The sequence below is a fragment of the Marinobacter nauticus ATCC 49840 genome (assembly GCF_000284615.1).
Taxonomy (GTDB): domain Bacteria; phylum Pseudomonadota; class Gammaproteobacteria; order Pseudomonadales; family Oleiphilaceae; genus Marinobacter; species Marinobacter nauticus.
In genome coordinates this window covers 2004991-2026941 of the sequence record NC_017067.1, presented here as the reverse complement: position 1 = coordinate 2026941, position 21951 = coordinate 2004991, and the positions used below count along the sequence as shown (strand labels likewise).

Below are 21951 nucleotides of genomic sequence, written 5' to 3'. Positions count from 1 at the left end.
CCAATATCACAGGGAAGACTGAAGCTTACCGCTGTAGTGCCGGAGTTTGCCTACGGTTACCGACCAGTCATCTGCCCCTACCATATCGGTAAACTCTCCGTGAGCTTCTTCCCATCGTACCAGTGCTTGCTGATATATTTTCTCGCCCTCCGCCGTCAGAGCCAGGCCTAGTGAACGCTTATGGCCAGTTGGCTGGGACTGCAGCAAACCCTTGGCAATCAGTTTTTCAACCGTGCGCTGGAGTGATGTCCGCTCCATGCCGAGTAGCTCCGCCAGCTCGTTGATAGAGTTTGGGGGTGACAGTTTGATGGCGTTCAGAATTGAGAACTGGGTAATCCTGAGACCGGTATCGGAAAGGTGATGGTTGTAGTGCCGGGTTACCAGCCGGGAAAAAACGCGGGAGTAGAGCGCAGCGCAGGTTCTGGCAACATCAAGCGGCGTTGTTTCCTGATCGACAGACTGCTCAGACATGTTGGGCTCCTGCCCTTGAAGTGTATATGCATGATCCTAGGTCGTAGTACATGCATTGTCCAGACAATCGGATAAATGGATTTGCTGCGAATCTAGCGTAGTTCCAGTAACAGATAGGCCCGCTGGACGTCTGTGCAGTAAGGATCACTCTATAACGTCCTCATCAAACACGAGGGAGGCACCATGAAAAACCAGGAACTTAACCTGTTACACGTGTTCAGCGCCATCATGACGGAAGGTTCAATCACACGAGCGGCGGACCGCCTAGGTATGACCCAGCCAGCGGTTTCGAACGTGGTGTCCCGAATGCGGACGGCCTGGAAAGATCCTTTGTTTGTGAAGCGGGGGCGGCAGGTAGAACCGACCTCGTATGCGCAAAGCCTTTGGGAACAGATCCGCAATCCGCTGTACGAACTGTCCAATGCGGTAAACTCCACACGCTTCACGCCCAGTGAATCCCGCAGGACGTTCAGGGTAGCTGTTACCGATCTGATTCTCGAGATGGTCTGGCAACCGCTGGTCTCCGAGCTGCAGAGAAGTGCGCCGGGGATTGATCTCCACGCGGTTCCTTTCTCGCCTGCCACCGCAGTGAACCATCTGCGCGAAGCAAGTGTCGATTTCGTGATCGGGTTTTTCGAGCAGCACGATCACAGTCTGAGAAGCCTCTGGCTGTTCGATACGGGTTATGTATTGGCCATGAGAAGTGGCCATGAACTGAGCGGCCGGGCAGTTGATCTTGATTCCTTTCTCAGCGCTCAACATCTGCTGGCAACCATGTCTGGCGAGGCTCATGGCGTTGTCGACGATACACTCAACCGGCGTGGTCTGGAGAGACGCGTGGCGGTGACGGTAAACCACTTTTCCGCGGTTCCGAATCTGCTCAGGAATTCCGACCTGGTTGCCACCATCCCGGAAGTTATTACCGGAGACTGCGAATTCTGCGCAGGTATTTCCATCACGAGTCTGCCAATTGAGGTGGAGCCCACCAGCCTGTACCTCGCATGGCACACTCGCCACGACCGGGATCCGGGCATTATCTGGATTCGGAGCGTGATCGAACGGGTCGCAAAAGAGCGTTGGGCAAACGCGATGGCGGCCAGAGCGCTCGATTGCGGTCCGCTAACCGTGATTAAACCCGGCTTGGACAATCGGCCCATTAACTAGAACGCTTGTCCCTTTGTGGCGGTGCTCCGGTGGTTACTATTTCTCTCGTAGACATCAACCACTGGAGAAACCAACATGAAAAACATCACTGCCAAAGCCTTGCTTCTTGTTTCCATCGCCCTGATCTCCGCTTCCGCCAGCGCAACCCTGGCGGACCGAAAATCAGACATCGAAGATTACAGTCACTCCGTGATTAGCCCGTACAGCGGTCAAAAAGTAATCCGCGGCCAGGTTATTCTGAAGTAAAGCGCAATACCAACTATAAAGGGGCAAGGATTCAGAATCCTTGCCCCTTGACTGTTGCAGCTCTATCAGGCCACGTTTGCGTTTTCCTCAACTACGTTTTTCTCAGCTTCGGCGGCTGTCGCGTTCAGTTTTTTCCACTCCCTCGGCGTCATGCCTGTATTCTTTTTGAAGGCCCTGGAGAATCCAGAGGCGTCCTCATAGCCCACCTCAAAGCAGATAATCGACATAGGCTTGTCCTTCAGGATGAGTTTTTTCGCCGCGGATATCCGTGCGTTCTGAACATATTCGCCAGGTGCCAGACCGAGCACGTTCTTGAAGTGCTGAATAAAGGTCGAGCGGGACATCATCGCAACTTCAGCAAGCTTCTCCACGGAAAGGTCCCCGTTCAGGTTGCTGTCAATGCGATTCAAGACCTTGCTGAGCTGTCGATCCGCAAGCGCGGATAGCATTCCCTTGGGTGTTTCCCCTTCGGAGACAATGTGCCGGAGCACATTCACGAAAATCACCTCGACCAGTCGGTTCATAACCGCGTCCCGCCCCTCCTGGGCAGCTTCGGCTTCAGCGAACAGCACATCCACGAATGATCCGAGGCCCTGAACCGAAGAGAGTGGAAGTACGACTGTTGGAGGTAGCGCACCAAGGACCGGGTTGCGCGACCCAGTCTGAAACTTGATTGACGCGCAAATCATCTCGGCGCCTTCCTTGTTGGCACCGAAAAGCTGATGGGGCTGGGGCCGCACTGAGAAAATCATGGTTGGTTCTGTGAGCGTAACCTTCTCCCGGTTGCCTTCCATGATGTCGAGCACCCCCGAACGGAGTACATGGATGTAACCGGTTCCTTCTTCTTCAAAGGAAGCGAGACCACAAAGCTGACCCCGAAAGAACACGCCGGCGTTTACGTTGAGCTGGTCGAGAATGTAAGAAAGCCTGTCCATAAGCCACTCCAGATAATTGGCATAGAAGTTTGAACGATCGTACTCATTCAGTACCGCCCGAGGTCTTAATGTTTCAAACGTAGTCATCATTCATTCAAAGGAGATACCCAATGACTCGTTTCAACAAACTTCGTGCCTTCGTTGCTGTTGCTGCCATGAGCGCTGCCTCTGTTGCTTTTGCTGCTGATATCGACATGAATGCCGACGCCAATGATGTTGCCATCAGCGGCTACGATCCTGTGGCTTACTTTTCCGATTCAGAAGCTACCAAGGGTTCTGCGGAATACACCGCCACCTACAAGAACGCGATCTACCATTTCTCCAGCGCCGAGAATCGTGATCTGTTCCGTGCCGACCCCAGTGCCTATGCGCCTCAGTACGGTGGTTACTGCGCGTTTGGCGTAACCATGGAGAAGAAGTTCGACGTTGATCCCGAAGCCTGGCGGATTGTCGATAACAAGCTCTACCTGAACCTGAACAAAGACGTGCAGAAGCGTTGGCTCACCGATGTGCCCGGTTTCATCGCCAATGCCAACGACATCTGGCCGGAGATCAAAACTGTGGAAGCAGCCGAGCTGTAATTCCCTGCCAATGATATGAGCACGTCCCGGGGTCCTTGGCGTTATTGCTCGGGGACCCTGAAACAAACTGTGAAGGTGATAGATATGAACCAGAAACTTCTTTTCAGCGCGGCACTGGCGGCGGCATTGGCCGGCGCCATGTCCGCGCCCCTGGCTCACGCAGGTGGCAAAGAAAAGTGTTACGGCATTTCGCCTGTAGGTGGTAACGATTGTGCGAACCTTGCCGGAACCCACTCCTGTGCAGGGCAGTCCAAAGTCGCCAACGACCCGGGTGAGTACAAGATTGTCGAGAAAGGCACCTGCGAGGATCTGGGTGGTTTTGACAAGGAAACGGCCCTGAAAATCATTGCTGAGAAAAGCAAGGGTTAAGCGCCATGAGTAATCGTCAGGCCACAGTCCAGAGCAAGCCGGAACTCAAGAAGACCGCCGTTGGGGTAGGGCTGCGATCCGAGCACTATCAGGACGTACTGGAACAGGCACCCGCGCTCGATTTTCTTGAGGTTCATTCGGAGAACTTCTTCGGAGACGCCGGCATCGCTGTCGATCTGCTACAAGAGATCTCGGCCAGCACGCCGATCAGTCTGCATGGCACCTCGGCAGGTCTAGGGTCTCTTGAGTCTGTTCCTGACGATTACCTCAAAAAACTGAAACGCCTCGTGGAACGGGTGGATCCGGTGCTCGTGTCGGACCACCTGTGTTTTACCTGGGCGAGGATCGGTGGAAGGCTCTTTCACGGTGGTGATCTGCTACCCATTCCCTACACCAAAGACAGTTTGCAGCATGCAGTGAACAATATTGACCGCATGCAACAGTACCTTGGCCGTCAGATCGCTATCGAGAATGTCTGTGCCTACATCGAGTTTGACCAGAGTGATTTCGACGAGGCGAGTTTTCTCAGTGAAATCGTAGCTCGCACGCAGTGTGGCTTGATCCTCGATATCAACAATCTGATGGTGAACGCCCGAAATGGGCACGTCTCAAATCTGGAGAACTTTGTTGATCGCTACGTCGGATCACTCGACCACTCTGCGATCACCGAGATTCATCTTGCGGGCTCGACGCCCGTGGGTGAAGAAGAGCTGCTGATCGACGACCACGCCTGCCCGGTATCTGAGGCTGGCTGGCAAACCTACGAACGCGCACTCAATGCGATCGGCCCAAAGCCCACCTTGATTGAGTGGGATAACAACCTCCCATCCTGGCGCGAGCTTCTTGGGGAGGCTACCAAGGCCAGAAAGGCTCAGCGCCGGGTACTGGGGAGGGAGCACAGCCATGAATCTCTCTGATTACCAGGCTCATTTCCTCGAATTCCTGTTCGGCGGCACGAGCAATCCGGTGCGGCCCAATTCAGAGGTGTATCGATTTGGGGTTGAGGCAAAGGCAGTTCGAGCCCTCGAGCAAGGTTATCCAACCGTGAGGGCGCTGGTAGGCCCTGCCGACTTTGAAGGGCTGGCCCTCGATTATTTCAGGATGATCCGCAAACAGAGCGGAGACTGGGGCGATTTCGGCTGGGGCTTCCCGAGCTGGATTATCTCGCATCGGATCTCAGACCGCGTTCCTTATCTCTCCGATGTAGCGCGACTCGACAATCACGTAGCACGCGTCGAGAGGAGCCAGTACGAAGAGGTAAAGGTCGAGAGCTTTACCGCAATTGGAGAGGACCTGGCGTCTTGCTCTCTGATTCTCAACAAGGGGCTCCAGTTTTTCCGCTCCATGTACCCGGTGGTCAGTATCTGGGAGGCGCACAAAAGCGAAACGCCCAGGGACACACTCAGTTTCGCCCAGGCAAAGAGAATGATCGCCAAAGGCAGAGGCCAGAATGCGCTGATCTATCGCGCGGGCTGGAAAGGGATGGCTGAAGTCATTCCTGAGAAAGATGTGATGTTGCTGGAGGCAGTCAGAAACCAGCGGAGTATTGCCGAAGTCTTTGGCGAGGATGTTCTGAACGACACCAACTTTACCCATTGGCTGCAAGACATGATCGCAAAAGGCGTCATCGTTGGCGCCAAAGCTATTCATTAAGAGGAGATTGACATGAAAACATTGGCATACAGTTTCTACGGTTTGAACGATTCGGTTCAGCGATTGGTTGGCAGCCTGCTACCCATTGCACTGCTTCTCGGGCGGCTTTATGTGGCCTGGGTCTTTTTCAAAGCTGGTCTCACAAAGATTGATGACTGGGGAACAACGCTGTTTCTGTTTGAGGAAGAATACAGTGTTCCGCTGTTGAGCCCCGAGTTTGCGGCCTTCCTGGCGACCTTTGGTGAACTGGTTTTTCCGGTGTTGCTGGTCATTGGCCTGTTTTCCCTGGTGTCTTCGCTGGGTCTGTTCGTCATCAACATTGTTGCGGTAATCAGTCTTGAAGCGATTGCGCCAGCAGCGGAACTGTATCACGTGGTCTGGGGCTTGATCCTGATGGCTCTGGCTATGTGTGGTCCGGGTGTGTTCTCCCTGGACAAGTTGATTGGCGACCGGTTGAGAAAACCCTGATCCATAATCGTTCACCCCTTGGCGTATTCGGCATTTACCCTCGCATCGATATTGTTCACCGAGTACGCCCTTTTTATTCTTCAGAAAGTTCCCGGAGGAACCTCGTTGTGCCGATTGTAAATCTGAATACGTTTGACGAATTGGGCGATCTCGCCAATAAACACGAATGGTTGCTCCTGGATTTCTGGGCACCCTGGTGTGCGCCATGCAAGGTCATGAATCCCGTGCTTGAACAGTTCAGTGAACTGAATCCTGATAATGCCATCATCAAGGTGGATGTGGATCAGAAGCATGAAATCGCTGCCAAATTTGGCGTCAGGGCCATTCCGACACTGGTTCTGTTGAGACGAGACCAGTTCATGGGCCAGGAAACCGGGTCGAAATCCCTGAAGGATCTGAACAAGTGGATCGACGGCCTGAAACATAAGGTATCGCAGTTGGCGTGAGTTGTTGCCGGTTTTAAGAGTACACTCAGTTTGCTGGGCTTAAGCCCGGCTTTTTTTTGCAAACCGGGTAAGATGTCCACTCATCCTCCATCCCGACGAAACCCATGCACGTGTTTAAGAAATAGATCAGACGATGACAGGCAACATACCGAAATGCCAGTCTTGGGGCTCCCCAGCCTGTACCTAGATGTGTGCGCAGGTGTGCCCAACGGGGATTAATATTAGCGACGATTCGCAGATTAGGTGCATCGGATGTGCGGCATGCATGGATTCGTCCGACCAGTGTTGGGACCTAACCCGATTGGCATCGCAAATCGGGGCCGGCTTTTGATCGAAAGGCCGCCCCGAATGAAGCCTACGGATTCATAATGCGCTTGAATTCATTTTCTGGCGGCAGCCCAAGCCGCATTCCAACAGTCCCGGTGCCGTCTTTGTAATAAATTCCGGGAGTGGCACTGACACCAAGCTCCGACATCAGCCGGTTATTAGCTTCTACTTTGGCCTGGCCACGCTCGGACGCATCGTCTACCGGCACAATGCCGCCGCTTCGGAAGGTCTCAAAGTTCTTGATGTAGGCTCCGAGGGGCTTCTTCGAACCAAGGATTGTTGCAGCTTTTGCAATGCTGTCGTGGGCCAACACGCCTACCACGATATGTCGGATTTGAACGGTACCGGCATTAAGCCAGGGCAAAGCGGCTGTGCGAAACCTGTGGCAATAAGGGCAATTGGGATCGACGAAGGCGTAAATGACGGTTTCGGCGTTTGGGTTGCCGTCCTGAATCCAATGGCTATTCTCGAGCTTGCTCCACGCTTGCTTATTCTGGGCATCGATGAACAACTCCTGCACCTTTGGCGCTGAGAGGTTGGCGCCATTCTTATCAATCAATGTTCCAACGAATGCGTGTTCGCCATCGCGCGTAACATAGATCGTGACCGGGGAGCCTTTTGAATCCAGTACATATCCGGTCATTCCGTCGACAGCTTTGAAAGACGACACAACTTTCAGGCCTCGATCTGTCACCTGTCTAATGATTTCTGAGTGGCCGCCGGAAGCGTGGGCTGTTGCCGAGAAAAGAAAGGCTGCGCTGATTAAAACAGACAGCCCGGAGATTTATTTTTCCATGATTGCTACCCATTTTCACAATTGGATCAATTGGTTGATGGGGTAATGTATTTCGAATCATGGTTGGAAAGGCGGCAGATTATGCCGAAAAATCTGCAGAAGGTTTTAAGTACTCGAACCCCGGCGAGTCTGAATTTAACTATTGCCTTTCACTCTGGCTACGTTTTAATCTAAAGGTAGTTGCAAATAACAACTAAAGGACATCTGAGATGTTACAGACGCAGGATGTAACAGGGCCCATCTCCGAGGGCAGTGCCATTCCGTATGATGAGTGGACTGAAAAACTGGGCACTGCTTATGGGCTTTGGAAGCCGAGGAAAGCCCCGTCTGATGACTTTACGGCAGGAGTCGTTCATCGTTCCGTTGGTAACTTCGGGATCGTCAACTGCGTTTGCGACCCCTGTGGTGGTGCTCGCCAGGCTAAAGAGATATCCGGCGATGACCTGGAGACAGTCATCTTGCAACTGGTTCTTTCGGGGCAAGAGAGGTTCACGATTGATTCGAAACGCTTCGAACTTATGGCCGGGGATATTATTTTATGGAATACAACGCGCCCAATGACATTCGATGTTACGGAAAAGCTGCACAAGATCTCGGTGCTGATGCCACTGGCGCGTTTAAGGAACTGGCTGCCAGGCTCTTGGCATCTGATTGATAATAAATTCGCCAGAGACTCCACCACAGCATCTTTGTTATGCGCGTTGATACAGTCAATGGCGCCGCAATTTCTAGCCGGCAGGCTGGAGAACAGCGACGCTTTAACGGATGCGCTGATGGGTACACTGGTCAGTACTCTCGGATCGCCGACTAGTCGCGGCGAGTTTTTTGAACGTCATCAACTAATTCGGATCAAGCGTTTCATCGATACACATTTGAATAATCCGGACTTATCCCTCCAGGGTATTGCTTCTGCGCACCAAATTTCCTTGAGGCACCTGCATTCTCTTTTCCAATCGGAAGGGCAAACTGCATTGCAATATCTGATAAGCCAGCGCCTGCTGCGCTGTCGGCGGGATCTTTCGAATCCTGCGATGACGGGCCGAACGATCACGGAAATAGCGCTTGGCTGGGGTTTCCAGCATCCCACTCACTTCAGCAGACGTTTTAAGTCCGAGTTTGGCTTGACCCCCTACGAATTTCGGCATGCCTCGAATGCCGATTGACTTTGCCAAGACCGAGTGAACAAGCCTGCACGGACAGTTCAAAGAAGATTCACCCAGAAGCATGCTGCCATCTCTGAATCCCCCTAATGTGGATGCATAACTGATCTATCGAGATGTGTCCCCAAGGCGGAGCTGGAGGAGTGCAGCATGAATATCCAACCAAAAAACATTCGGAAATTAACCGCCTTTGAGCGGGAGGCTGATTTAATAGAAGGCTTGCAAACCGGGCATCGGATCGCTTTCGATGAAGCGTATCGGAAATACCACCCAGTGATGCTGAGGGTGGCAGCTAAATACGCCTCTACAGCGGTTGCCGAAGATATTGCCCAGGAGGCCTGGTTGGCTGCAATTGGGGCTATCGCGTCTTTCGAGGGCCGTTCGTCGCTGAAAACCTGGCTGTGCCGGATCGTGACCAATAAAGCGTTTAATACCTATCGGGAAAAGCGGCCGGAATTCCCTGCGACGCCCAGCCTTGCAATGCTGTCAGACCAATCAGCCGAGAACCAGGGTGCCAGTGCTTCCTGTCATCTCAGCGAACCGGAACTCGCTGTGCAGACGTCCAGAGACCGGGAGCGCATTCAGATTGAAATGAAGAATATGAACCGGGAGCACGCCCACGCGATTCTGTTGAAAGGTATGACCCAACTGACGGGCTCGCAGGTATCTGACGTTCTGCAGATTTCCCATGGAAACCTCCGGGTCATTCTGCATCGAGCGAGAAACGAGCTAGCGGCCGTCCTCCAGGCATAAGGGTAGCGACCGCGCTCTTAAAGTTAATAGTCCGCCAGCTCGATAAGGTATCAGAGCCCCAGATCGCTCAAGCCGGGGTGATCATCCGGTCTGCGCCCCAGGGGCCAACGGAAAAGACGATCTGACTCTTTGATGGGACTGTCGTTGATGCATGCAAAACGGCGCTGCATGAGACCGTCCGCATCGAATTCCCAGTTTTCATTGCCATAGGAACGGAACCAGTTCCCGCTGTCGTCATGCCATTCGTAGGCATAGCGCACGGCGATGCGGTTGTCGGTATAAGCCCAGAGCTCTTTGATCAGACGGTAATCCAGTTCACGATTCCATTTGCGGGTAAGGAATTCTTCAACCTCCTCACGGCCATTGGCGAACTCGGCCCGGTTACGCCAACGGGTGTCTTCCGTGTAGGCGAGGGCGACCTTCGCAGGGTCACGGCTGTTCCAGCCATCTTCTGCAAGGCGGACTTTTTCAATGGCGCTTTCACGGGTAAAGGGAGGTAGTGGTGGACGTTGGGTGCCCATATAGTTTCTCCAGTTTTAGCAAATCACAGATAAAAAGCCGCCTGGCTCAGAGCAGAGCGGCCAGCTCGTTTCGTGCACGGTGCAGGATGACCCGCAGGTTTCCGTGGGAAATCTGCAGCACGTCAGATACCTGCGAACCGGTGAGCGGGCTCATCCCCTTTAGCAGAATTGCGTTGGCGTGATCCCGGTTCATATTCTTCATTTCAACGCGAATGCGTTCCTGAACCTTTGCAGTCTGGGTAGCTAACTCAGGTTCGCTGAGATGCCCGGCGGCGCCATTAAATTGGTTATCCGGTGAGTTATCGGACAACAGGGCAAGGCTGGGCGTCGCAGGGAATTCTTTACGTTTTTCCCGGTAGGTATTAAACGCTTTATTGGTCACGATCCGGCACAGCCAGGTTTTCAGCGACGAACGGCCCTCGAAAGAAGCAATGGCTCCAATGGCTGCCATCCAGGCCTCCTGAGCGATATCCTCGGCAACCGCTGCAGAGGTGTATCTGGCCGCAACTCTCAGCATTACTGGATGATATCTCCGGTAAGCTTCCGTAAAGGCTTTTGGTTGCTCGGCCTGTAGGCCATCTATCAAATCAGCTTCAAGCCCAAACACGGGCGCTTTCCGCGTGGTTTTGATTTGTATGTCCATCGTGCTCTTCTCCGTGTCGTATTCGCTGGTGGTTCGTAAATGGAGCCGACAACAACACCAGTCAAAAAACACCTTGTTCATAACGCCCGTGGCATTTCCTGAAGTAGACAGGTCGGTCTATTTTTAATTCTAGACAGATCTGTCTAATTTGGTCAAGATATATTCAGTGAAAAAAATAGAGGTCTGGAGATGGGACGAAGACAGGATTTGATTGATACGGCATTGCGACTGTTCTACGAGCACGGGATTCATGCTATCGGTATCAACCAGGTGCTTCAGGAGTCGGGTGTCGCAAAGCAAACGCTCTACAACCACTTCGAGAGCAAGGACAGCCTGGTAGAGGCGGCTGTCGAACATCGAGACAAGCTGTTTTTCCAATGGCTGGAGTCGCGAATGAACAGTCGATCGGCAGGAAGGGAGGCTCTCATGGAAATGTTCGATGCCGTTCACGATTGGTTCAATAACCGCGTACCGACACTGCATCGTTTCTACGGGTGCTTTTTTATCAACACCTGTGGTGAGTACAGTGATCCCGAGCATCCGGTACACAAACGATGTGCGGCTCACAAAAGCAGGATTTTTGAACTCCTGAAGCAGCATGCTCTGGAAATCTACAGTTCAGAAACTGATGCAGAAGAGTTGGCTAACGCTCTGTTTTTACTGAAAGAGGGCGCTATTGTTAAGGCCCACGTTGAAGGTGATCTGGATGCTGCGCTGAAGGCAAAAGCGATTGCCTCAAGGATGATTTCGCCGCACTGAGAGTAGCGCGGCGAAATCAGGGTAGTTAACGATACCTGGGAACGGGCACATTCAGCCCGGAGGATTTCTGGCAATCCCGCTCGCTGGACAGCTTGCCGAGCATGAAAACGCAGAATGGAACGCAGTAGGTCAAGGCTGCCGGCAGCCACTGAATCTTCTCGTATCCGAACAACGCATCATGCTGGTTGATCAGCAACAGAATCGAACCTACTACGAGGGCAACCTTGGCCGCCTGTTTGTGGTAACGCCTGAACAGTTCAAGCAACTGCATGGGATACCTCCTCACGTTCTATCTTTTTCAGCTGTTCTGCGGCATCCCGGAAGGCGGTGCGGACACCCTCTTCAATAACCGGGTGATAGAAAGGCATCCCGAGTATCTCGTGTACCGTAAGAGACTGCTGCACGGCCCAGGCCAGCAGGTGGCCAATATGCTCCGCAGCCGGTCCAAACATTTCTGCGCCCATTAGAGTGCCGTTGTGCTGGTCTGCGTAGACCTTCAGCATTCCCTGGTTTTTGGCCATTACCCGGCTTCTTCCCTGATTGTGGAAGCTAACCTTCCCGGTAATGAAGGTGTGTGGCACCAGTTCGTGGGCTCGCTTGCCCACACTGGCAATTTGGGGGTCGGAGAAGACAACGCCGAGCCCGGCACGTCGATGGCCGGGTTCCACAGTTGGAAAGGTTCCCGCGTTGCTTCCCGCGATACGCCCCTCATCGGAGGCCTCATGCAACAGGGGCAGCTCGTTGTTAGCGTCACCGGCAATAAAGATATGCGGTGCACTGGTTTGCATGGTGAATCGATCGGATACGGGAACGCCGCGGGCGTCCAGAGTAATGCCGGTACTTTCCAGGCCGAGCTTGTCAGTGTTTGGTATGCGGCCGGTTGCCGACAGAACATAGTCAACCACAACCGTATGAACGATGCCTCCTTGCGTGCGGTAGGTGACCTGAACACCGTTCAGGGTTTCTTTTGCTGCAAGGACCTCGGCATGAAGGACGAGATCAAATTCGGACTGGAAAGTATCCGCCGCAATTTTCCGGATTTCCGAGTCGGCAATGCCACCGATCGATTCTTTGCGCGACAGCATCGTAACCTTGACGTTGAGCCGGCTTAGAGCCTGCCCCAGTTCCAGACCGATAACACCTGTCCCGACAACCAGTACGGATGCCGGAAGTTGCTCCAGTTCGAATACATCGTCATTAACGAGCAGTCGGTTACCCGCGCCCTTTAGTACTTCGGGGATAAATGGTCTGGACCCTGTTGCAATAACAATCCGGTCGGCAGTGATTTCGAGACCGTTATCGATCTGCAAACGATGGGCGTCCAGGAAGCGTGCGTAACCACGGACCTTATGGCTATCATCAAAGTCGTCGACGTCTTCGACAACAAACCCGACGAAGCGGTCGCGTTCTCTCTTTACCCGGTCAAGTACCGCTGAACCGTCGGTCTCGACGGTCGGCACATTGAGTCCGAATACCCCCGCATGCTTTGCGCCGTGGGCGGCCTCTGCAGCGGCAATCAAAAGTTTACTGGGCATACAGCCTACACGGGCGCACGTGGTGCCATAGTGGCCACCCTCTATCAGCGCGATGCTGTCGGTATGTTTGCGAGCTTCCCGGTAGGCACCCATACCCGCTGTGCCCGTGCCAATGATGGCAACATCAACTTTTCGTTTGAGCATGCTTGCTGTCCTCTATATCTCTGGGATCTTTCACACGGTTTGTTCGTGATCAGCTGCCTGGGCAGCATGGCGCTGAAGGAAGCGGACGATGTCCTGGGATTCGTAAAGCCAACGCACCTCTTCGTTCGATTCGATTCTGAGGCAGGGAACCTGCGCTCTGCCGCCACCTTTGATCAACTCAGCCCGATAGGCCGGGTTTCGGGCGATATCTCGTTCTTCCACTTTGATGTCGATGTGCTTCATCGCGGAGCGCGTGTATGCGCAAAAAGGGCATGAGCGATAGTGGTACAGAGAGAAAGATGTGGTTTGCGAACTGACGGACATTGGTTGTCTCCTTCTTCGTGAATGTGCCTGCCATTCTCTGCTCTTTGGCCGAAATGGAGGCGGCAGGAAGGTTGGAATAGTTGTCCATCTGTTTGAGCGGCCGCTGCTGGTGAACCAAATGTTCAAGAAATGAACAATTTCACTTGCATTGCATTAAAAGGTGTAGATACACTTTAAATAGGCTGATTCGATATGGGAAGAGGTTGCTCGGAATCAGAGGCTTTTTTCAGGTTGAGGAAAACGGAAATGAATCTTTCTTTGAATCTATTCCAGGCTGCGTTTGGTGTTTACAGCCGATTGCTGCCATCGCGGGCTGCGTCTAAAGCCGTGGAGCTTATGACCAGCCCACGAATCAAGGCTGAACGGCGTGCTTCATCCCGAGAGCTATTCCACACGGTCGTGCCCCTTCGTAACAAAGGCTTTCTGTCGATTTATGGAAGTGGCCCGAAGAAAATTCTGCTCCTGCATGGGTGGTCGGGCTGGATAGGACAATTCAAGCATCTATTGAGTGTGATAGATGCTGATGAATACACCGTTTATGCCGTCCATCCGGCCGGGCATGGCGAATCGCAAGCCACCGAATCACATCCGGGTCGCTTTATTGAGTCGGTTCTGGAAGCCCATGAATATGTGGGTGGTTCGTTTGATGTTGGGGTCGGTCACTCACTGGGTGCCGCGGCGCTTGTTTATGCCCAAGCCAACAAGGGGTGCTTTGATCGCCTGGTATTGGTCTCAGGCCCGGCAACGATTAAGGGGGTTCTCAGCCGGTTCGCCCGGTTTGTGAACCTTGGCCAGCGGAGTGAACGTGTTTTCGTGCGCGATATGGAAGAAACGGTGGGGCTGAGTGTTGATCGCCTGGATATGCTTGCGCTTGCGCCTGCGATCAAGACACCTGTGTTGCTCATCCACGATGATCTGGATTCAGAAGTCCCGGTTGCCGAATCCCGGGCCCTCCAAGAGGCTTTTCCGAGAAGTCGTATGATCCATACAACGGGATATGGCCATAGCCGGCTGTTGCAGAATCCAGAAGTGGCTCGCGAAATTGTCGAGTTTACCAATTCGCCATTCCGGCCTTAATTCGAGATTAAAAACGCACCGTCCGTGGTGCCAAGACGCAAAGGAAACAGCTAAATCTCAACCGTGGCTTTCGGGCTGAACCTGGCCGCGGATAACAATCTGACCGCTGTATGGAGCCGGTTTGGCCGAATGGTTCTTAGCGTCGCGATCCTGAATTTCACCGCGAATCACAATATGGCCGCTGTAGGGAGCGGGCTGAGCCTGCTCGGAGCGCGGCTCATCGGATTTACGGTCAGCCAGGGTAGCGTTAGCGGGCAGGGCGGCGGCGGCAAAAAGTGAAGCCAGGGTGATCAGTACAAATTTACGCATAACATGTTCTCCAAAGTTCGATGGGTTGATGCTCATACCGGAGTCGCCAATGGACTCGATATCAGATGGAGCGAAGTATGGAGTTGAAGAGTCGTAACGAATAATTCCCAAACGGTATGCAATACATCATTTTGGGTGATGGGAACTTGGCAGAAGAGCTCAAATAATGCACGTAGAACTACTTACCCATAAGCATGGGTGATGTTTTGAATGCCAACGCTTTATTAGTCCTGAGCGCCAGTCAATCGAAGAATAGCGCCAACTTTACCGACACACTTTTCGGAGTTGGCTATGAATTCTCGTTTTCTGGTACCGATGTTTGCGGTTTCCCTGTTGGCCTTTACCGCCCATGCCGAGTCCTCAGACTCGGTGATGGCCCTGTCTACGGACAACGATCTCTTTGCCCCAACGCAGACAGATCGGGATTACACCGCCGGGGTGGCCATTACGTATTCATCGAATTCCGAGGAATTCATTAAGAACCCGGTTTCGAGCATCAGTCAGAGACTGGATGGGTATGTGCTGCCATTCCTCGGAGGAAAGGTGGCGGAGCCAGAGAGCGCGGCGCTCGAGTTTGGGGTGTATGGCTTCACGCCCGAGGAGATCAAAGAGTCAGCCATTGACCGGGACGATCGTCCATACAGCAGTCTGGTTTACCTGTCGTCGAGCCAGAGCTATCAGGCCCTGGGCGCGAAATCGGGCTGGACGACATCAATGACCGTGGGCGTGCTGGGGCTGGATGTTTTCAAATCCGGCCAGAATGCGGTTCACAAGGTAGTCGGTAGCGACCGGGCAAATGGCTGGGGCCACCAGATTTCCAATGGCGGAGAGCTGACCTTCCGGTATTCCGCTGCATACCATCAATACCTGGATGCCAGTCAGCCAAATCAGCAGTTCAAAGTGACGTATTTCGGTTCAGCCGGCTACTTGACTGAATTCGGTGCGGCCCTGGTTTTCAGGGATGGTTTGATCTCATCACCGGATAACCGCTTTAACCCCGAATTGATGGCTTACGGTGAACGCGCCCCCGGTGTGTCAGCCCCGGGTGGACGGGAAAACTACTTCTGGGGCGGAATGTCAGTCAAAGCTCGTGCCTACAATGCTTTCTTGCAGGGTCAATTCCGGGATTCGGACCATGAGCTGGATGCCAATGAGCTGAACATTCTCCTGGCCGAGGTGTGGGCTGGTTACACCCACAGCTTCCTGGCGGGCACCGAACTGAGTTATGTGCTGCGCGTTCAGAGTTCCGAAATCAAATCCGGCACAGGGAACCGTACGCTTGCGTGGGGTGGGCTGGTATTTAGCAAGCGACTGTGAGGGTCAGGTACCGAATCATCATTGCAGGAAATGGAACTTATACAGTCCTGCAATTGGTTTTCACTGCCAGAAGGCTTCAATGTTCGAAACAGATTTATACGTAGAGGAGGTTTGCCGATGAGCAACATAATAGAAGTAACAGATGTAAATTTTGAACAGCAGGTTGTGAAGAGCGATCGCCCCGTGCTGGTGGATTTTTGGGCGCCTTGGTGCGGCCCCTGCAAGACGGTTGCTCCTATGCTTGAGGAAATTGCAGATGAGTTTGGTGAGCAACTGACGATTGTCAAAGTAAACGTGGATGACAGCCCGGACATTACTGCAAAAATGCGCATCCGGGGCATTCCGACACTGTCCCTGTTCCAGGACGGCGGCGTTGTTGCCCAGAAAACCGGGGCTGGCAGCCTGGGCGAGTTGAGGGCATTTGTGAAAGGACACCTTTAACGCCTGTTCAAAGCCTCCCGAAAGGGGGGCTTCTTCGTATAAAGGTCGTCAACCCCGCCTTTCCCGCGATTGCGGTGGAACCATTTGCCAGCCAGACTTATCCGGTTGTCACGATCAGGATCGTTGAATGAAAACTCAAGAACTCCAGCTGCTGTACATCTTCGATGCCATTATGACTGAGCGCTCAGTGACCCGTGCAGCAGACCGGCTCGCCATGACTCAGCCCGCCGTGTCCAATGCGATTTCAAGGATGCGCCAGATCTGGAACGACCCGCTGTTCGTTCGTAAGGGCCGAAACATTGAACCGACATCCTATGCGCTCAGTCTCTGGGACCAGGTTGGCGATCATATGTATGCGCTGACCAATGCGGTCAGTGCAACTCAGTTCGATCCGGCCACGTCAAAGCGAAAGTTTCGCATCGCAGTAACGGATGTGACGGTCGAAATGATCTGGCGTCAGCTGATTGAGCTGCTGGAGCGTGAGGCGCCAGGAGTGGACGTTCACGCTGTACCCTACACGCCCGAGGGTACCTACGACGACCTGCGCGAGGCCCATGTGGATCTGGCGGTCGGTATGCTTACCCAGCACGATCACAGCTTGCGGAGCACCTGGTTATTCGAGGGCGGGTATGTTCTGGCAATGCGCGCCGACCATCCGCTGGCTGGCCGGCAGATCACCATGGAGGAATTCCTTGAAGCCCGCCACCTGCTCGTGACCATGTCGGGTGATGCCCATGGTTTCGTGGATAGTTACCTGGATCAGAAGGGACATAGCAGGCGCATTGCGGCCACTGTTAACCATTTTTCGATTGTTCCCCAGGTTCTCAGGGAGTCGAACCTCATCGCTTCGGTTCCGGAGTTGATAAGCCAGGACTGCGGGTTCGTAGACGGGCTCTGGATGGGTCAGCTGCCTTTCGAAGTAGATCCGACCAGCCTCTACCTAATCTGGCACACGCGCCACGACCGCGACCCCGGTATCGTCTGGTTGCGAAACCATGTTGAACGGCTCCTTCGTGAGCGCTGGCATGACATCATGACCAATTCGCCGTGTGGCCATTCGGCCGTGAAAGCCATCGCCTGAAGTGCTTGAAATTCCAGTCATCATTTTCCGTGATGACAAAGATAATGCAACAGAATTATTCAGCCTTCCGAAAACTTCCAATAATCCCTCCCAGATGCCGCGGGTTGCGGCATCGGCAATGGCTTGGTCAAACCACGGATCCGGACAGCTTGCCCAAAAATCTACATATTCTGGAGTTGGGAGGGGAAATGAACGGCCAAACGAACTGCCCGTCGATAGGGGCCAGCTGGCAGCCTGCTGCAATCACGGATGCTTCGGACCAGAAATGGTACAAGCCCATCATTACTTTAAACGCCGACAGCAGCGGCAACAGGCATGTATACAAGGCTTTCAGATTCTCCCGGGGCCTGCTCGGAAATTACTTCAGGTTTCTCGCGTCTCACGAATTCAGGATGTTGAAGAAAGTAGAGCACCTGGATTTCACGCCGGATCAAGCCTCTCGGCCATCGGACAGGTCGCCTACCATTCATTATCGCTTGATTGAGGGTAGGCCGGTAAAAGACATTGCCGCCGGCAACGCGCTACCGGACAACTTCTTCTCACAGCTTTTCAGTGATGTGAAAACCTTGCACCAGCACGGCGTTGCCCACATGGACCTTGGCAATTCAGGCAACATTCTGGTTTCGGGTCGCGGCGGCGCCCCCGCAATCATCGATTTTGGCTCCGCCATCCCCTTGAGTTGGCTGCCATCGTCTGTTCAGAGTTGGGCCTGTCGCAAGGATATCCTGGGCGTCCTTAAGCTCTGGCATCGGTTCGATAGTGAATCCATGCCGCTGTTTCTTCAACACTATTACCAGAGCAATTACCGCAAAAACATCTACACGTCCAAGCGTTTTCTGAAGGCGTTAAGGCATTGGGTGACAGGCGACGCTGGCTCGGGAGATATGTCCGGACTTGCGACTGTGATCAGTGTGTTCTTCGGGCTCCTGGTGCTGGTGTCTTTCAGTTGAAGAGCGGTATTTAGCCGCTCATGCTTTTGCGCAGACAAAAAAAGGGGCGGTCATGGTGACCGCCCCTTTTCGATGTGCTCAGCTTAGTTGCTGATACCAAGATCGACTGTTTCAATCGCCGGGTTGTTGCCACGCTCGATATCTTCCTGGCTAACACCTTCGGCCTGTGCGAATGCAGAGAAAGCGATTACGGAGAAAACGAGAAAGAACTTGTTAATTGCGTTCATGTGATATTCCACCTTTTAAGAAAGTTAAGTTAAACAGCATCGCCGTATTAGCTTGATGGTTATTCTCTTGCTTTCCCGTCTTCAGAAAAAATTGCTTTGCGGTATACAGCACATCAGGTCAGGTGATGGGTTATCTCTACTTCGACAACGTCTCGAATCGTGCCCCGGCCACCCGCGAACAGGTTTTCGATTCTGTCGTCGGAACCAATGGTCAGCCTTACGTTGATCACACTTGGTGAAGGTGTGGCCATCAAGCGACCCTGTTCGATGGTAAATTCCTGCCTTTGCATACCCAGTTGCTCACGCAGATAGCACGCCAGCGGCCCTGCAGCCATTCCCGTCGCAGACTCCTCCAGGATGCCGTAGCGGGGTGCAAACATGCGGGCGCCTGCGTCTCTGCCGGCGCCAACGCCATCGAGGGAGAACACGTAGAGCCCGATTAGATCCAGAGCTTCGCTGAGTTTCTCGATGAGGCTGAAATCCGGCTCAAGACTTTTAATCGTTTCGCTGTCGCGAATGCCCAGCATCACAAAGCTGTTCCCGGTATTAACCAGCATCGGCTCGGCACCCTCGATCAGATCCTCAGCAGTTATTCCAAGTGAGAGCAGGGCGGTCTGTAGATCATTCTCGTCCAGCGGCTCGAAGCGAGGACCTTTCTGTTCCATATAAGCGGCTTCGCCCTCCATGTTGACTGTTCGCAGGCCATCTATGGTCTCTTTCGACGAACGATCATTCGCTAGCAGACCTTTTTGCCTCAGAAAGCTGAAGGTTGCGATGGTCGCGTGGCCGCAATGTGCGATTTGCTGGGTTGGTGTGAAGAATTCCAGCTTTATGTCTGCTGAGTCAGATGGGGAGACAAAAGCCGTTTCCGAGAGCCCGACAGCAGCGGCGATCTTCTGTTTTTCCGCAGAGCTAAAACGTTCGGCGTGCAGCACAACACCGGCAGGGTTGCCGCCTGAATCGCCGTCGACAAAGGCACTGATGATTGGGACTTCAATTTTCATGATGCGTGTTCCTTCAGTGGGTTTAGTCACTGAATGTTTTCAATGAACGGTTCGGATAACAAACGGGTAAAACTGGTATATGCTTAATTAAAAATTAACCGTAGGTAGAGTGGAGCCAATGCAGAAACTACCTCCGCTAAGGGCATTGCAGGCATTTCGGTACGCTGCCAGAGAGCTGAGCTTCAAATCGGCCGCAGAGGCTCTGAACATTTCTCAGGCGGCAGTGAGCACCCATATCCGCGGTCTTGAGGAATTTCTTGGTTTAAAGCTTTTTGTGCGCCTGACCCGCGAAGTGCAATTAACTCATGAGGGCCGGGCACTCTCCGGCTATGTGGAAACGGGCTTCCAGGAACTGGAGCGGGGGATAGCCCTGTTTGCACCAAACTCCGATCCCGGACGCCTGACCGTGGCAACGGTGCCATCCTTCGCCAGTCGGTGGCTTGTACCAAGAATCAACTCGTTTCAGAAAGCTCACCCTGAGCTCCAGCTGAGTCTTCAACCCAATCTGCAGTTGGTCGGTTTCCAGGGTGATGGCGTGGATCTCGCGATCCGTTTTGGCAGCGGTGATTACCCCGGGCTGGAGTCCAGGCTATTGCTCGAAGAAAAACTGCTGCCAGTGTGTCACAGCATGCTCATTGGTAACGACACCGTGACGCCTGGGAGTCTGGCAAAGCTTCCGTGGCTCATCGATGAGTCAGGCGACCTCGAGAGCTCGTGGCGAGCGTTTCAGCAAGAACTCGGCATCGAAATACCCGACAGCTCAATAACGCTTCGGGTAACAGAGGGAACAACGCTCGTAGAGGCTGTGCTGGCTGGCAGGGGGATAGCATTGATGCGGTACAGCCTCGTGGCCGATCTTCTGAAAGCCGGCTTGCTTCAGAGCCCGATTGAAATTTCGGTCCCGGCGCAATACCAGTATTACCTGGTTGCGCCAGAAGCGAAATTTCGCACGGACAAAGTTCGCGCATTTGTATCGTGGATTACTGGCGAAGTAGGCTCTGAATCGCTCTAATTCATTTGGGCCAACTGAAATGGGAGCAACTTCCTCTCGTGATCAAGCGGAAGAACCTCAATATCCTGAAAGAGGCTCTCGTTGAGGTACTGATATGTCCACAGATAATTAAACCCGTGTTGTTGCGCCTCATATCGATTCGACAACACAACAACTTTCTCAATCCCCGCCATACGAATTGCCATGTAGCAGAGGGCGCAAGGCTCTCCTGAAGCGATCAGTGTTGTCCCGCGGAGAGAAACCTCCTTTGCAGTCCTTGAAGCTTCTCTGATCGCCTGGATTTCAGCGTGTGCGGTGCAGTCGAGGTGCTCGGCGACCTGATTGATCCCTTGGCCAATCAGGTCTCCATTTCGATCGAGAATAATTGCCGAAAACGGTAAGTCATTGGCTTTGACACTGCTGACAGCCAAATCAATGGCGATATCGGCAGACTCCGTGAGGCGTTCTTTCGCAATGAACTCACACATCGGCACTCTCATGATTCGACGATTGAGCCAGATTTGAATTGCTTAGTTCGATGGCAAGGCTTTCGGCTCGCTGCCTGGCATTGGCGACTGACATCCGATGCCTCTCGTCTCCGAATTCCTGGTACTCAGCGGCGATTTCGTAGACTGTGTCTACCCCCAGGTACTTACTCAGCGTACGCAGGTGTGGTGCCAGGTGACCGGAGTCCTCGCGTATTCCGCCCTTTTCAAAGCCGAACTCTCCGCTGGAAGTGACTATGATCAGCGTTTTACCTGAGAGCAGGGGCTGTAAGGGGAAGTCTCCTCGTGAGAGATCAAAATCAAACGTCTTGTCGATGCGCACGATCTGATCGAACCAGGCCTTCAGATGAGCGGGCATGCCATAGTTATACATTGGTGAGGAAATCAGGATAACGTCGGCTTTGGCCACCTCCGCAATTAGCGTATCGGAAAGCGAGAGTCTCTCCCTCTGCGCCGGGGTCCTATTTTCCTCAGGGGTGAATACCGCGCCAATCCATTCCTGTGAAATGAAATCAGGTGGATTCATCCCAACGTCACGATAGATATAGTCATCTTCGGGCCGATTCTCTTGCCAGGTCTCAATAAATCGACGAGCGATGTTCTTCGATATTGAATCGTGATTCGGGTTCTGGTTAGTTGCGGCTCTAACGCTGGAATCGATGTGTAATAGTGTGCTCATTCTGTTTACCTCGGTTGGTGAATAACAGGGACCATTTTCTGGGCCTCTGGAGCCCGGGACAAACGAAAAGAACA

General features: G+C 53.2%; 30 protein-coding genes and 1 pseudogene. 18 read left to right on the top strand and 13 right to left on the bottom strand.

All coding sequences use genetic code 11. From position 1 onward, the window contains the following. Positions 1-6 precede the first annotated feature (6 nt). A complete protein-coding gene (locus MARHY_RS09405; RefSeq protein WP_014421592.1) occupies positions 7-471 on the bottom strand; it encodes a MarR family winged helix-turn-helix transcriptional regulator in 465 nt (154 codons plus the stop codon). A gap of 183 nt (positions 472-654) precedes the next feature. Between MARHY_RS09405 and MARHY_RS09400 the strand changes: the two genes are divergently transcribed. Next, complete coding sequence (locus MARHY_RS09400) at positions 655-1635, top strand: LysR family transcriptional regulator (protein ID WP_014421591.1); 981 nt, start codon at positions 655-657, stop codon at positions 1633-1635. A gap of 75 nt (positions 1636-1710) precedes the next feature. After that, positions 1711-1881, top strand: a complete 171-nt coding sequence (locus MARHY_RS18840) for a hypothetical protein (RefSeq protein ID WP_014421590.1) — start codon at positions 1711-1713, stop codon at positions 1879-1881. A gap of 65 nt (positions 1882-1946) precedes the next feature. Here the strand turns inward: MARHY_RS18840 and MARHY_RS09395 are convergent, their stop codons facing one another. After that, the gene (locus MARHY_RS09395; protein ID WP_014421589.1) at positions 1947-2816 is read right to left on the bottom strand and encodes an AraC family transcriptional regulator; all 870 of its coding nucleotides are present in this window, start codon (positions 2814-2816) and stop codon (positions 1947-1949) included. A 110-nt stretch (positions 2817-2926) separates the two neighbouring features. Here MARHY_RS09395 and MARHY_RS09390 point away from each other — a divergent pair, with 110 nt between their 5' ends. From MARHY_RS09390 to MARHY_RS19010, 7 genes and pseudogenes are all read left to right on the top strand, one after another. After that, positions 2927-3397: a YHS domain-containing (seleno)protein gene (locus tag MARHY_RS09390; RefSeq protein ID WP_014421588.1), complete on the top strand. Its 471-nt coding sequence runs from the start codon at positions 2927-2929 to the stop codon at positions 3395-3397. A gap of 84 nt (positions 3398-3481) precedes the next feature. Further along, positions 3482-3766, top strand: a complete 285-nt coding sequence (locus tag MARHY_RS09385) for a BufA1 family periplasmic bufferin-type metallophore (protein ID WP_014421587.1) — start codon at positions 3482-3484, stop codon at positions 3764-3766. A gap of 5 nt (positions 3767-3771) precedes the next feature. Beyond that, positions 3772-4683, top strand: coding sequence for an MbnB/TglH/ChrH family RiPP precursor modification enzyme (locus tag MARHY_RS09380; RefSeq protein ID WP_014421586.1), 912 nt, complete (start codon positions 3772-3774; stop codon positions 4681-4683). Continuing rightward, positions 4670-5419 (top strand): HvfC/BufC N-terminal domain-containing protein, encoded by a 750-nt coding sequence (locus MARHY_RS09375; protein ID WP_014421585.1) that lies wholly within the window; start codon positions 4670-4672, stop codon positions 5417-5419. The genes MARHY_RS09380 and MARHY_RS09375 overlap by 14 nt, the downstream gene beginning before the upstream one ends. A 12-nt stretch (positions 5420-5431) precedes the next feature. Continuing rightward, positions 5432-5887: a DoxX family protein gene (locus tag MARHY_RS09370; protein WP_014421584.1), complete on the top strand. Its 456-nt coding sequence runs from the start codon at positions 5432-5434 to the stop codon at positions 5885-5887. A 107-nt stretch (positions 5888-5994) separates the two neighbouring features. Then, entirely contained in the window at positions 5995-6333 is a 339-nt protein-coding gene (locus MARHY_RS09365) for a thioredoxin family protein (protein ID WP_014421583.1), read from the top strand. A 187-nt stretch (positions 6334-6520) separates the two neighbouring features. Further along, positions 6521-6625 (top strand): annotated as a pseudogene (locus MARHY_RS19010) (4Fe-4S dicluster domain-containing protein); the annotation flags it as partial. A gap of 63 nt (positions 6626-6688) precedes the next feature. Here the strand turns inward: MARHY_RS19010 and dsbG are convergent. After that, the gene (gene dsbG / locus MARHY_RS09360) at positions 6689-7423 is read right to left on the bottom strand and encodes a thiol:disulfide interchange protein DsbG (protein WP_081496565.1); all 735 of its coding nucleotides are present in this window, start codon (positions 7421-7423) and stop codon (positions 6689-6691) included. Positions 7424-7665: 242 nt separating this feature from the next. Here dsbG and MARHY_RS09355 point away from each other — a divergent pair, with 242 nt between their 5' ends. Together MARHY_RS09355 and MARHY_RS09350 are read left to right on the top strand one after the other, a co-directional pair. Continuing rightward, positions 7666-8619: a helix-turn-helix domain-containing protein gene (locus tag MARHY_RS09355; protein WP_014421580.1), complete on the top strand. Its 954-nt coding sequence runs from the start codon at positions 7666-7668 to the stop codon at positions 8617-8619. Between the two features lie 147 nt (positions 8620-8766). Next, positions 8767-9369 (top strand): RNA polymerase sigma factor, encoded by a 603-nt coding sequence (locus MARHY_RS09350; protein ID WP_014421579.1) that lies wholly within the window; start codon positions 8767-8769, stop codon positions 9367-9369. Between the two features lie 50 nt (positions 9370-9419). Here the strand turns inward: MARHY_RS09350 and MARHY_RS09345 are convergent, their stop codons facing one another. Both MARHY_RS09345 and MARHY_RS09340 read right to left on the bottom strand, forming a co-directional pair. Further along, positions 9420-9890, bottom strand: coding sequence for a nuclear transport factor 2 family protein (locus tag MARHY_RS09345; RefSeq protein WP_014421578.1), 471 nt, complete (start codon positions 9888-9890; stop codon positions 9420-9422). Positions 9891-9936: 46 nt separating this feature from the next. Continuing rightward, on the bottom strand, positions 9937-10614 hold the full coding sequence (locus MARHY_RS09340; protein WP_226374317.1) for an RNA polymerase sigma factor: 678 nt from the start codon (positions 10612-10614) through the stop codon (positions 9937-9939). Positions 10615-10722: 108 nt separating this feature from the next. On the opposite strand from MARHY_RS09340, the gene MARHY_RS09335 reads away from it, so the two are divergent. Then, positions 10723-11292 carry a TetR/AcrR family transcriptional regulator gene (locus tag MARHY_RS09335; protein WP_014421576.1) on the top strand — a complete coding sequence of 190 codons (570 nt, stop codon included), beginning with the start codon at positions 10723-10725 and terminating at the stop codon, positions 11290-11292. A gap of 25 nt (positions 11293-11317) precedes the next feature. On the opposite strand, the gene nrtS is transcribed toward MARHY_RS09335, so the two are convergent. The 3 genes from nrtS to MARHY_RS09320 are packed head-to-tail and all read right to left on the bottom strand — an operon-like array spanning position 11318 to position 13295. After that, positions 11318-11563 (bottom strand): nitrate/nitrite transporter NrtS, encoded by a 246-nt coding sequence (gene nrtS, locus MARHY_RS09330; protein WP_014421575.1) that lies wholly within the window; start codon positions 11561-11563, stop codon positions 11318-11320. Next, complete coding sequence (locus tag MARHY_RS09325) at positions 11550-12971, bottom strand: dihydrolipoyl dehydrogenase (protein WP_014421574.1); 1422 nt, start codon at positions 12969-12971, stop codon at positions 11550-11552. Before MARHY_RS09325 ends, nrtS begins: the two co-directional genes overlap by 14 nt. Before the next feature lie 30 nt (positions 12972-13001). Further along, positions 13002-13295 carry a glutaredoxin family protein gene (locus MARHY_RS09320; protein ID WP_081496564.1) on the bottom strand — a complete coding sequence of 98 codons (294 nt, stop codon included), beginning with the start codon at positions 13293-13295 and terminating at the stop codon, positions 13002-13004. A gap of 246 nt (positions 13296-13541) precedes the next feature. Between MARHY_RS09320 and MARHY_RS09315 the strand changes: the two genes are divergently transcribed. Next, positions 13542-14372: an alpha/beta fold hydrolase gene (locus MARHY_RS09315; protein ID WP_014421571.1), complete on the top strand. Its 831-nt coding sequence runs from the start codon at positions 13542-13544 to the stop codon at positions 14370-14372. Between the two features lie 57 nt (positions 14373-14429). Here MARHY_RS09315 and MARHY_RS09310 read toward each other — a convergent pair whose 3' ends face one another. Next, a complete protein-coding gene (locus tag MARHY_RS09310) occupies positions 14430-14681 on the bottom strand; it encodes a hypothetical protein (RefSeq protein ID WP_014421570.1) in 252 nt (83 codons plus the stop codon). Positions 14682-14972: 291 nt separating this feature from the next. Here MARHY_RS09310 and MARHY_RS09305 point away from each other — a divergent pair, with 291 nt between their 5' ends. The 4 genes from MARHY_RS09305 (at position 14973) to MARHY_RS09290 (ending at position 18470) form a co-directional block, all read left to right on the top strand. After that, the gene (locus MARHY_RS09305) at positions 14973-15998 is read left to right on the top strand and encodes a lipid A deacylase LpxR family protein (protein WP_014421569.1); all 1026 of its coding nucleotides are present in this window, start codon (positions 14973-14975) and stop codon (positions 15996-15998) included. A 117-nt stretch (positions 15999-16115) separates the two neighbouring features. Then, the gene (gene trxA, locus MARHY_RS09300) at positions 16116-16439 is read left to right on the top strand and encodes a thioredoxin (protein WP_014421568.1); all 324 of its coding nucleotides are present in this window, start codon (positions 16116-16118) and stop codon (positions 16437-16439) included. Positions 16440-16566: 127 nt separating this feature from the next. Further along, positions 16567-17520 (top strand): LysR family transcriptional regulator, encoded by a 954-nt coding sequence (locus tag MARHY_RS09295; protein ID WP_014421567.1) that lies wholly within the window; start codon positions 16567-16569, stop codon positions 17518-17520. A 392-nt stretch (positions 17521-17912) separates the two neighbouring features. Beyond that, positions 17913-18470, top strand: coding sequence for a BUD32 family EKC/KEOPS complex subunit (locus tag MARHY_RS09290; RefSeq protein WP_226374315.1), 558 nt, complete (start codon positions 17913-17915; stop codon positions 18468-18470). 83 nt (positions 18471-18553) lie between these two features. Here MARHY_RS09290 and MARHY_RS18835 read toward each other — a convergent pair whose 3' ends face one another. Together MARHY_RS18835 and MARHY_RS09285 are read right to left on the bottom strand one after the other, a co-directional pair. Continuing rightward, entirely contained in the window at positions 18554-18697 is a 144-nt protein-coding gene (locus MARHY_RS18835; RefSeq protein ID WP_167539881.1) for a hypothetical protein, read from the bottom strand. A 113-nt stretch (positions 18698-18810) separates the two neighbouring features. Further along, a complete protein-coding gene (locus tag MARHY_RS09285; RefSeq protein WP_014421564.1) occupies positions 18811-19701 on the bottom strand; it encodes a PhzF family phenazine biosynthesis protein in 891 nt (296 codons plus the stop codon). A gap of 118 nt (positions 19702-19819) precedes the next feature. Here MARHY_RS09285 and MARHY_RS09280 point away from each other — a divergent pair, with 118 nt between their 5' ends. Further along, positions 19820-20713, top strand: coding sequence for a LysR substrate-binding domain-containing protein (locus MARHY_RS09280; protein WP_014421563.1), 894 nt, complete (start codon positions 19820-19822; stop codon positions 20711-20713). On the opposite strand, the gene MARHY_RS09275 is transcribed toward MARHY_RS09280, so the two are convergent. Together MARHY_RS09275 and MARHY_RS09270 are read right to left on the bottom strand one after the other, a co-directional pair. Next, positions 20710-21180 carry a nucleoside deaminase gene (locus MARHY_RS09275; protein WP_014421562.1) on the bottom strand — a complete coding sequence of 157 codons (471 nt, stop codon included), beginning with the start codon at positions 21178-21180 and terminating at the stop codon, positions 20710-20712. The genes MARHY_RS09280 and MARHY_RS09275 overlap by 4 nt on opposite strands. Next, positions 21173-21877: an FMN-dependent NADH-azoreductase gene (locus MARHY_RS09270; protein ID WP_014421561.1), complete on the bottom strand. Its 705-nt coding sequence runs from the start codon at positions 21875-21877 to the stop codon at positions 21173-21175. The genes MARHY_RS09275 and MARHY_RS09270 overlap by 8 nt, the downstream gene beginning before the upstream one ends. Positions 21878-21951 lie beyond the last annotated feature (74 nt).

Excerpts from the sequence above, each read along its gene's own strand:
- MARHY_RS09285 (WP_014421564.1), bottom strand. The coding sequence starts at position 19,701 with ATGAAAATTGAAGTCCCAATCATCAGTGCCTTTGTCGACGGCGATTCA.
- MARHY_RS09280 (WP_014421563.1), top strand. The coding sequence starts at position 19,820 with ATGCAGAAACTACCTCCGCTAAGGGCATTGCAGGCATTTCGGTACGCT.
- MARHY_RS09320 (WP_081496564.1), bottom strand. The coding sequence starts at position 13,295 with ATGTCCGTCAGTTCGCAAACCACATCTTTCTCTCTGTACCACTATCGC.
- MARHY_RS09340 (WP_226374317.1), bottom strand. The coding sequence starts at position 10,614 with ATGAACAAGGTGTTTTTTGACTGGTGTTGTTGTCGGCTCCATTTACGA.
- MARHY_RS09400 (WP_014421591.1), top strand. The coding sequence starts at position 655 with ATGAAAAACCAGGAACTTAACCTGTTACACGTGTTCAGCGCCATCATG.
- MARHY_RS18835 (WP_167539881.1), bottom strand. The coding sequence starts at position 18,697 with ATGAACGCAATTAACAAGTTCTTTCTCGTTTTCTCCGTAATCGCTTTC.
- MARHY_RS09270 (WP_014421561.1), bottom strand. The coding sequence starts at position 21,877 with ATGAGCACACTATTACACATCGATTCCAGCGTTAGAGCCGCAACTAAC.
- MARHY_RS09335 (WP_014421576.1), top strand. The coding sequence starts at position 10,723 with ATGGGACGAAGACAGGATTTGATTGATACGGCATTGCGACTGTTCTAC.
- trxA (WP_014421568.1), top strand. The coding sequence starts at position 16,116 with ATGAGCAACATAATAGAAGTAACAGATGTAAATTTTGAACAGCAGGTT.
- MARHY_RS09380 (WP_014421586.1), top strand. The coding sequence starts at position 3,772 with ATGAGTAATCGTCAGGCCACAGTCCAGAGCAAGCCGGAACTCAAGAAG.
- MARHY_RS09350 (WP_014421579.1), top strand. The coding sequence starts at position 8,767 with ATGAATATCCAACCAAAAAACATTCGGAAATTAACCGCCTTTGAGCGG.
- MARHY_RS09405 (WP_014421592.1), bottom strand. The coding sequence starts at position 471 with ATGTCTGAGCAGTCTGTCGATCAGGAAACAACGCCGCTTGATGTTGCC.
- MARHY_RS09375 (WP_014421585.1), top strand. The coding sequence starts at position 4,670 with ATGAATCTCTCTGATTACCAGGCTCATTTCCTCGAATTCCTGTTCGGC.
- MARHY_RS09390 (WP_014421588.1), top strand. The coding sequence starts at position 2,927 with ATGACTCGTTTCAACAAACTTCGTGCCTTCGTTGCTGTTGCTGCCATG.
- MARHY_RS09370 (WP_014421584.1), top strand. The coding sequence starts at position 5,432 with ATGAAAACATTGGCATACAGTTTCTACGGTTTGAACGATTCGGTTCAG.
- MARHY_RS09310 (WP_014421570.1), bottom strand. The coding sequence starts at position 14,681 with ATGCGTAAATTTGTACTGATCACCCTGGCTTCACTTTTTGCCGCCGCC.
- MARHY_RS09315 (WP_014421571.1), top strand. The coding sequence starts at position 13,542 with ATGAATCTTTCTTTGAATCTATTCCAGGCTGCGTTTGGTGTTTACAGC.
- MARHY_RS09295 (WP_014421567.1), top strand. The coding sequence starts at position 16,567 with ATGAAAACTCAAGAACTCCAGCTGCTGTACATCTTCGATGCCATTATG.
- MARHY_RS09345 (WP_014421578.1), bottom strand. The coding sequence starts at position 9,890 with ATGGGCACCCAACGTCCACCACTACCTCCCTTTACCCGTGAAAGCGCC.
- MARHY_RS18840 (WP_014421590.1), top strand. The coding sequence starts at position 1,711 with ATGAAAAACATCACTGCCAAAGCCTTGCTTCTTGTTTCCATCGCCCTG.
- MARHY_RS09275 (WP_014421562.1), bottom strand. The coding sequence starts at position 21,180 with ATGTGTGAGTTCATTGCGAAAGAACGCCTCACGGAGTCTGCCGATATC.
- MARHY_RS09325 (WP_014421574.1), bottom strand. The coding sequence starts at position 12,971 with ATGCTCAAACGAAAAGTTGATGTTGCCATCATTGGCACGGGCACAGCG.
- nrtS (WP_014421575.1), bottom strand. The coding sequence starts at position 11,563 with ATGCAGTTGCTTGAACTGTTCAGGCGTTACCACAAACAGGCGGCCAAG.
- MARHY_RS09355 (WP_014421580.1), top strand. The coding sequence starts at position 7,666 with ATGTTACAGACGCAGGATGTAACAGGGCCCATCTCCGAGGGCAGTGCC.
- MARHY_RS09290 (WP_226374315.1), top strand. The coding sequence starts at position 17,913 with ATGTTGAAGAAAGTAGAGCACCTGGATTTCACGCCGGATCAAGCCTCT.
- MARHY_RS09305 (WP_014421569.1), top strand. The coding sequence starts at position 14,973 with ATGAATTCTCGTTTTCTGGTACCGATGTTTGCGGTTTCCCTGTTGGCC.
- MARHY_RS09395 (WP_014421589.1), bottom strand. The coding sequence starts at position 2,816 with ATGGACAGGCTTTCTTACATTCTCGACCAGCTCAACGTAAACGCCGGC.
- MARHY_RS09385 (WP_014421587.1), top strand. The coding sequence starts at position 3,482 with ATGAACCAGAAACTTCTTTTCAGCGCGGCACTGGCGGCGGCATTGGCC.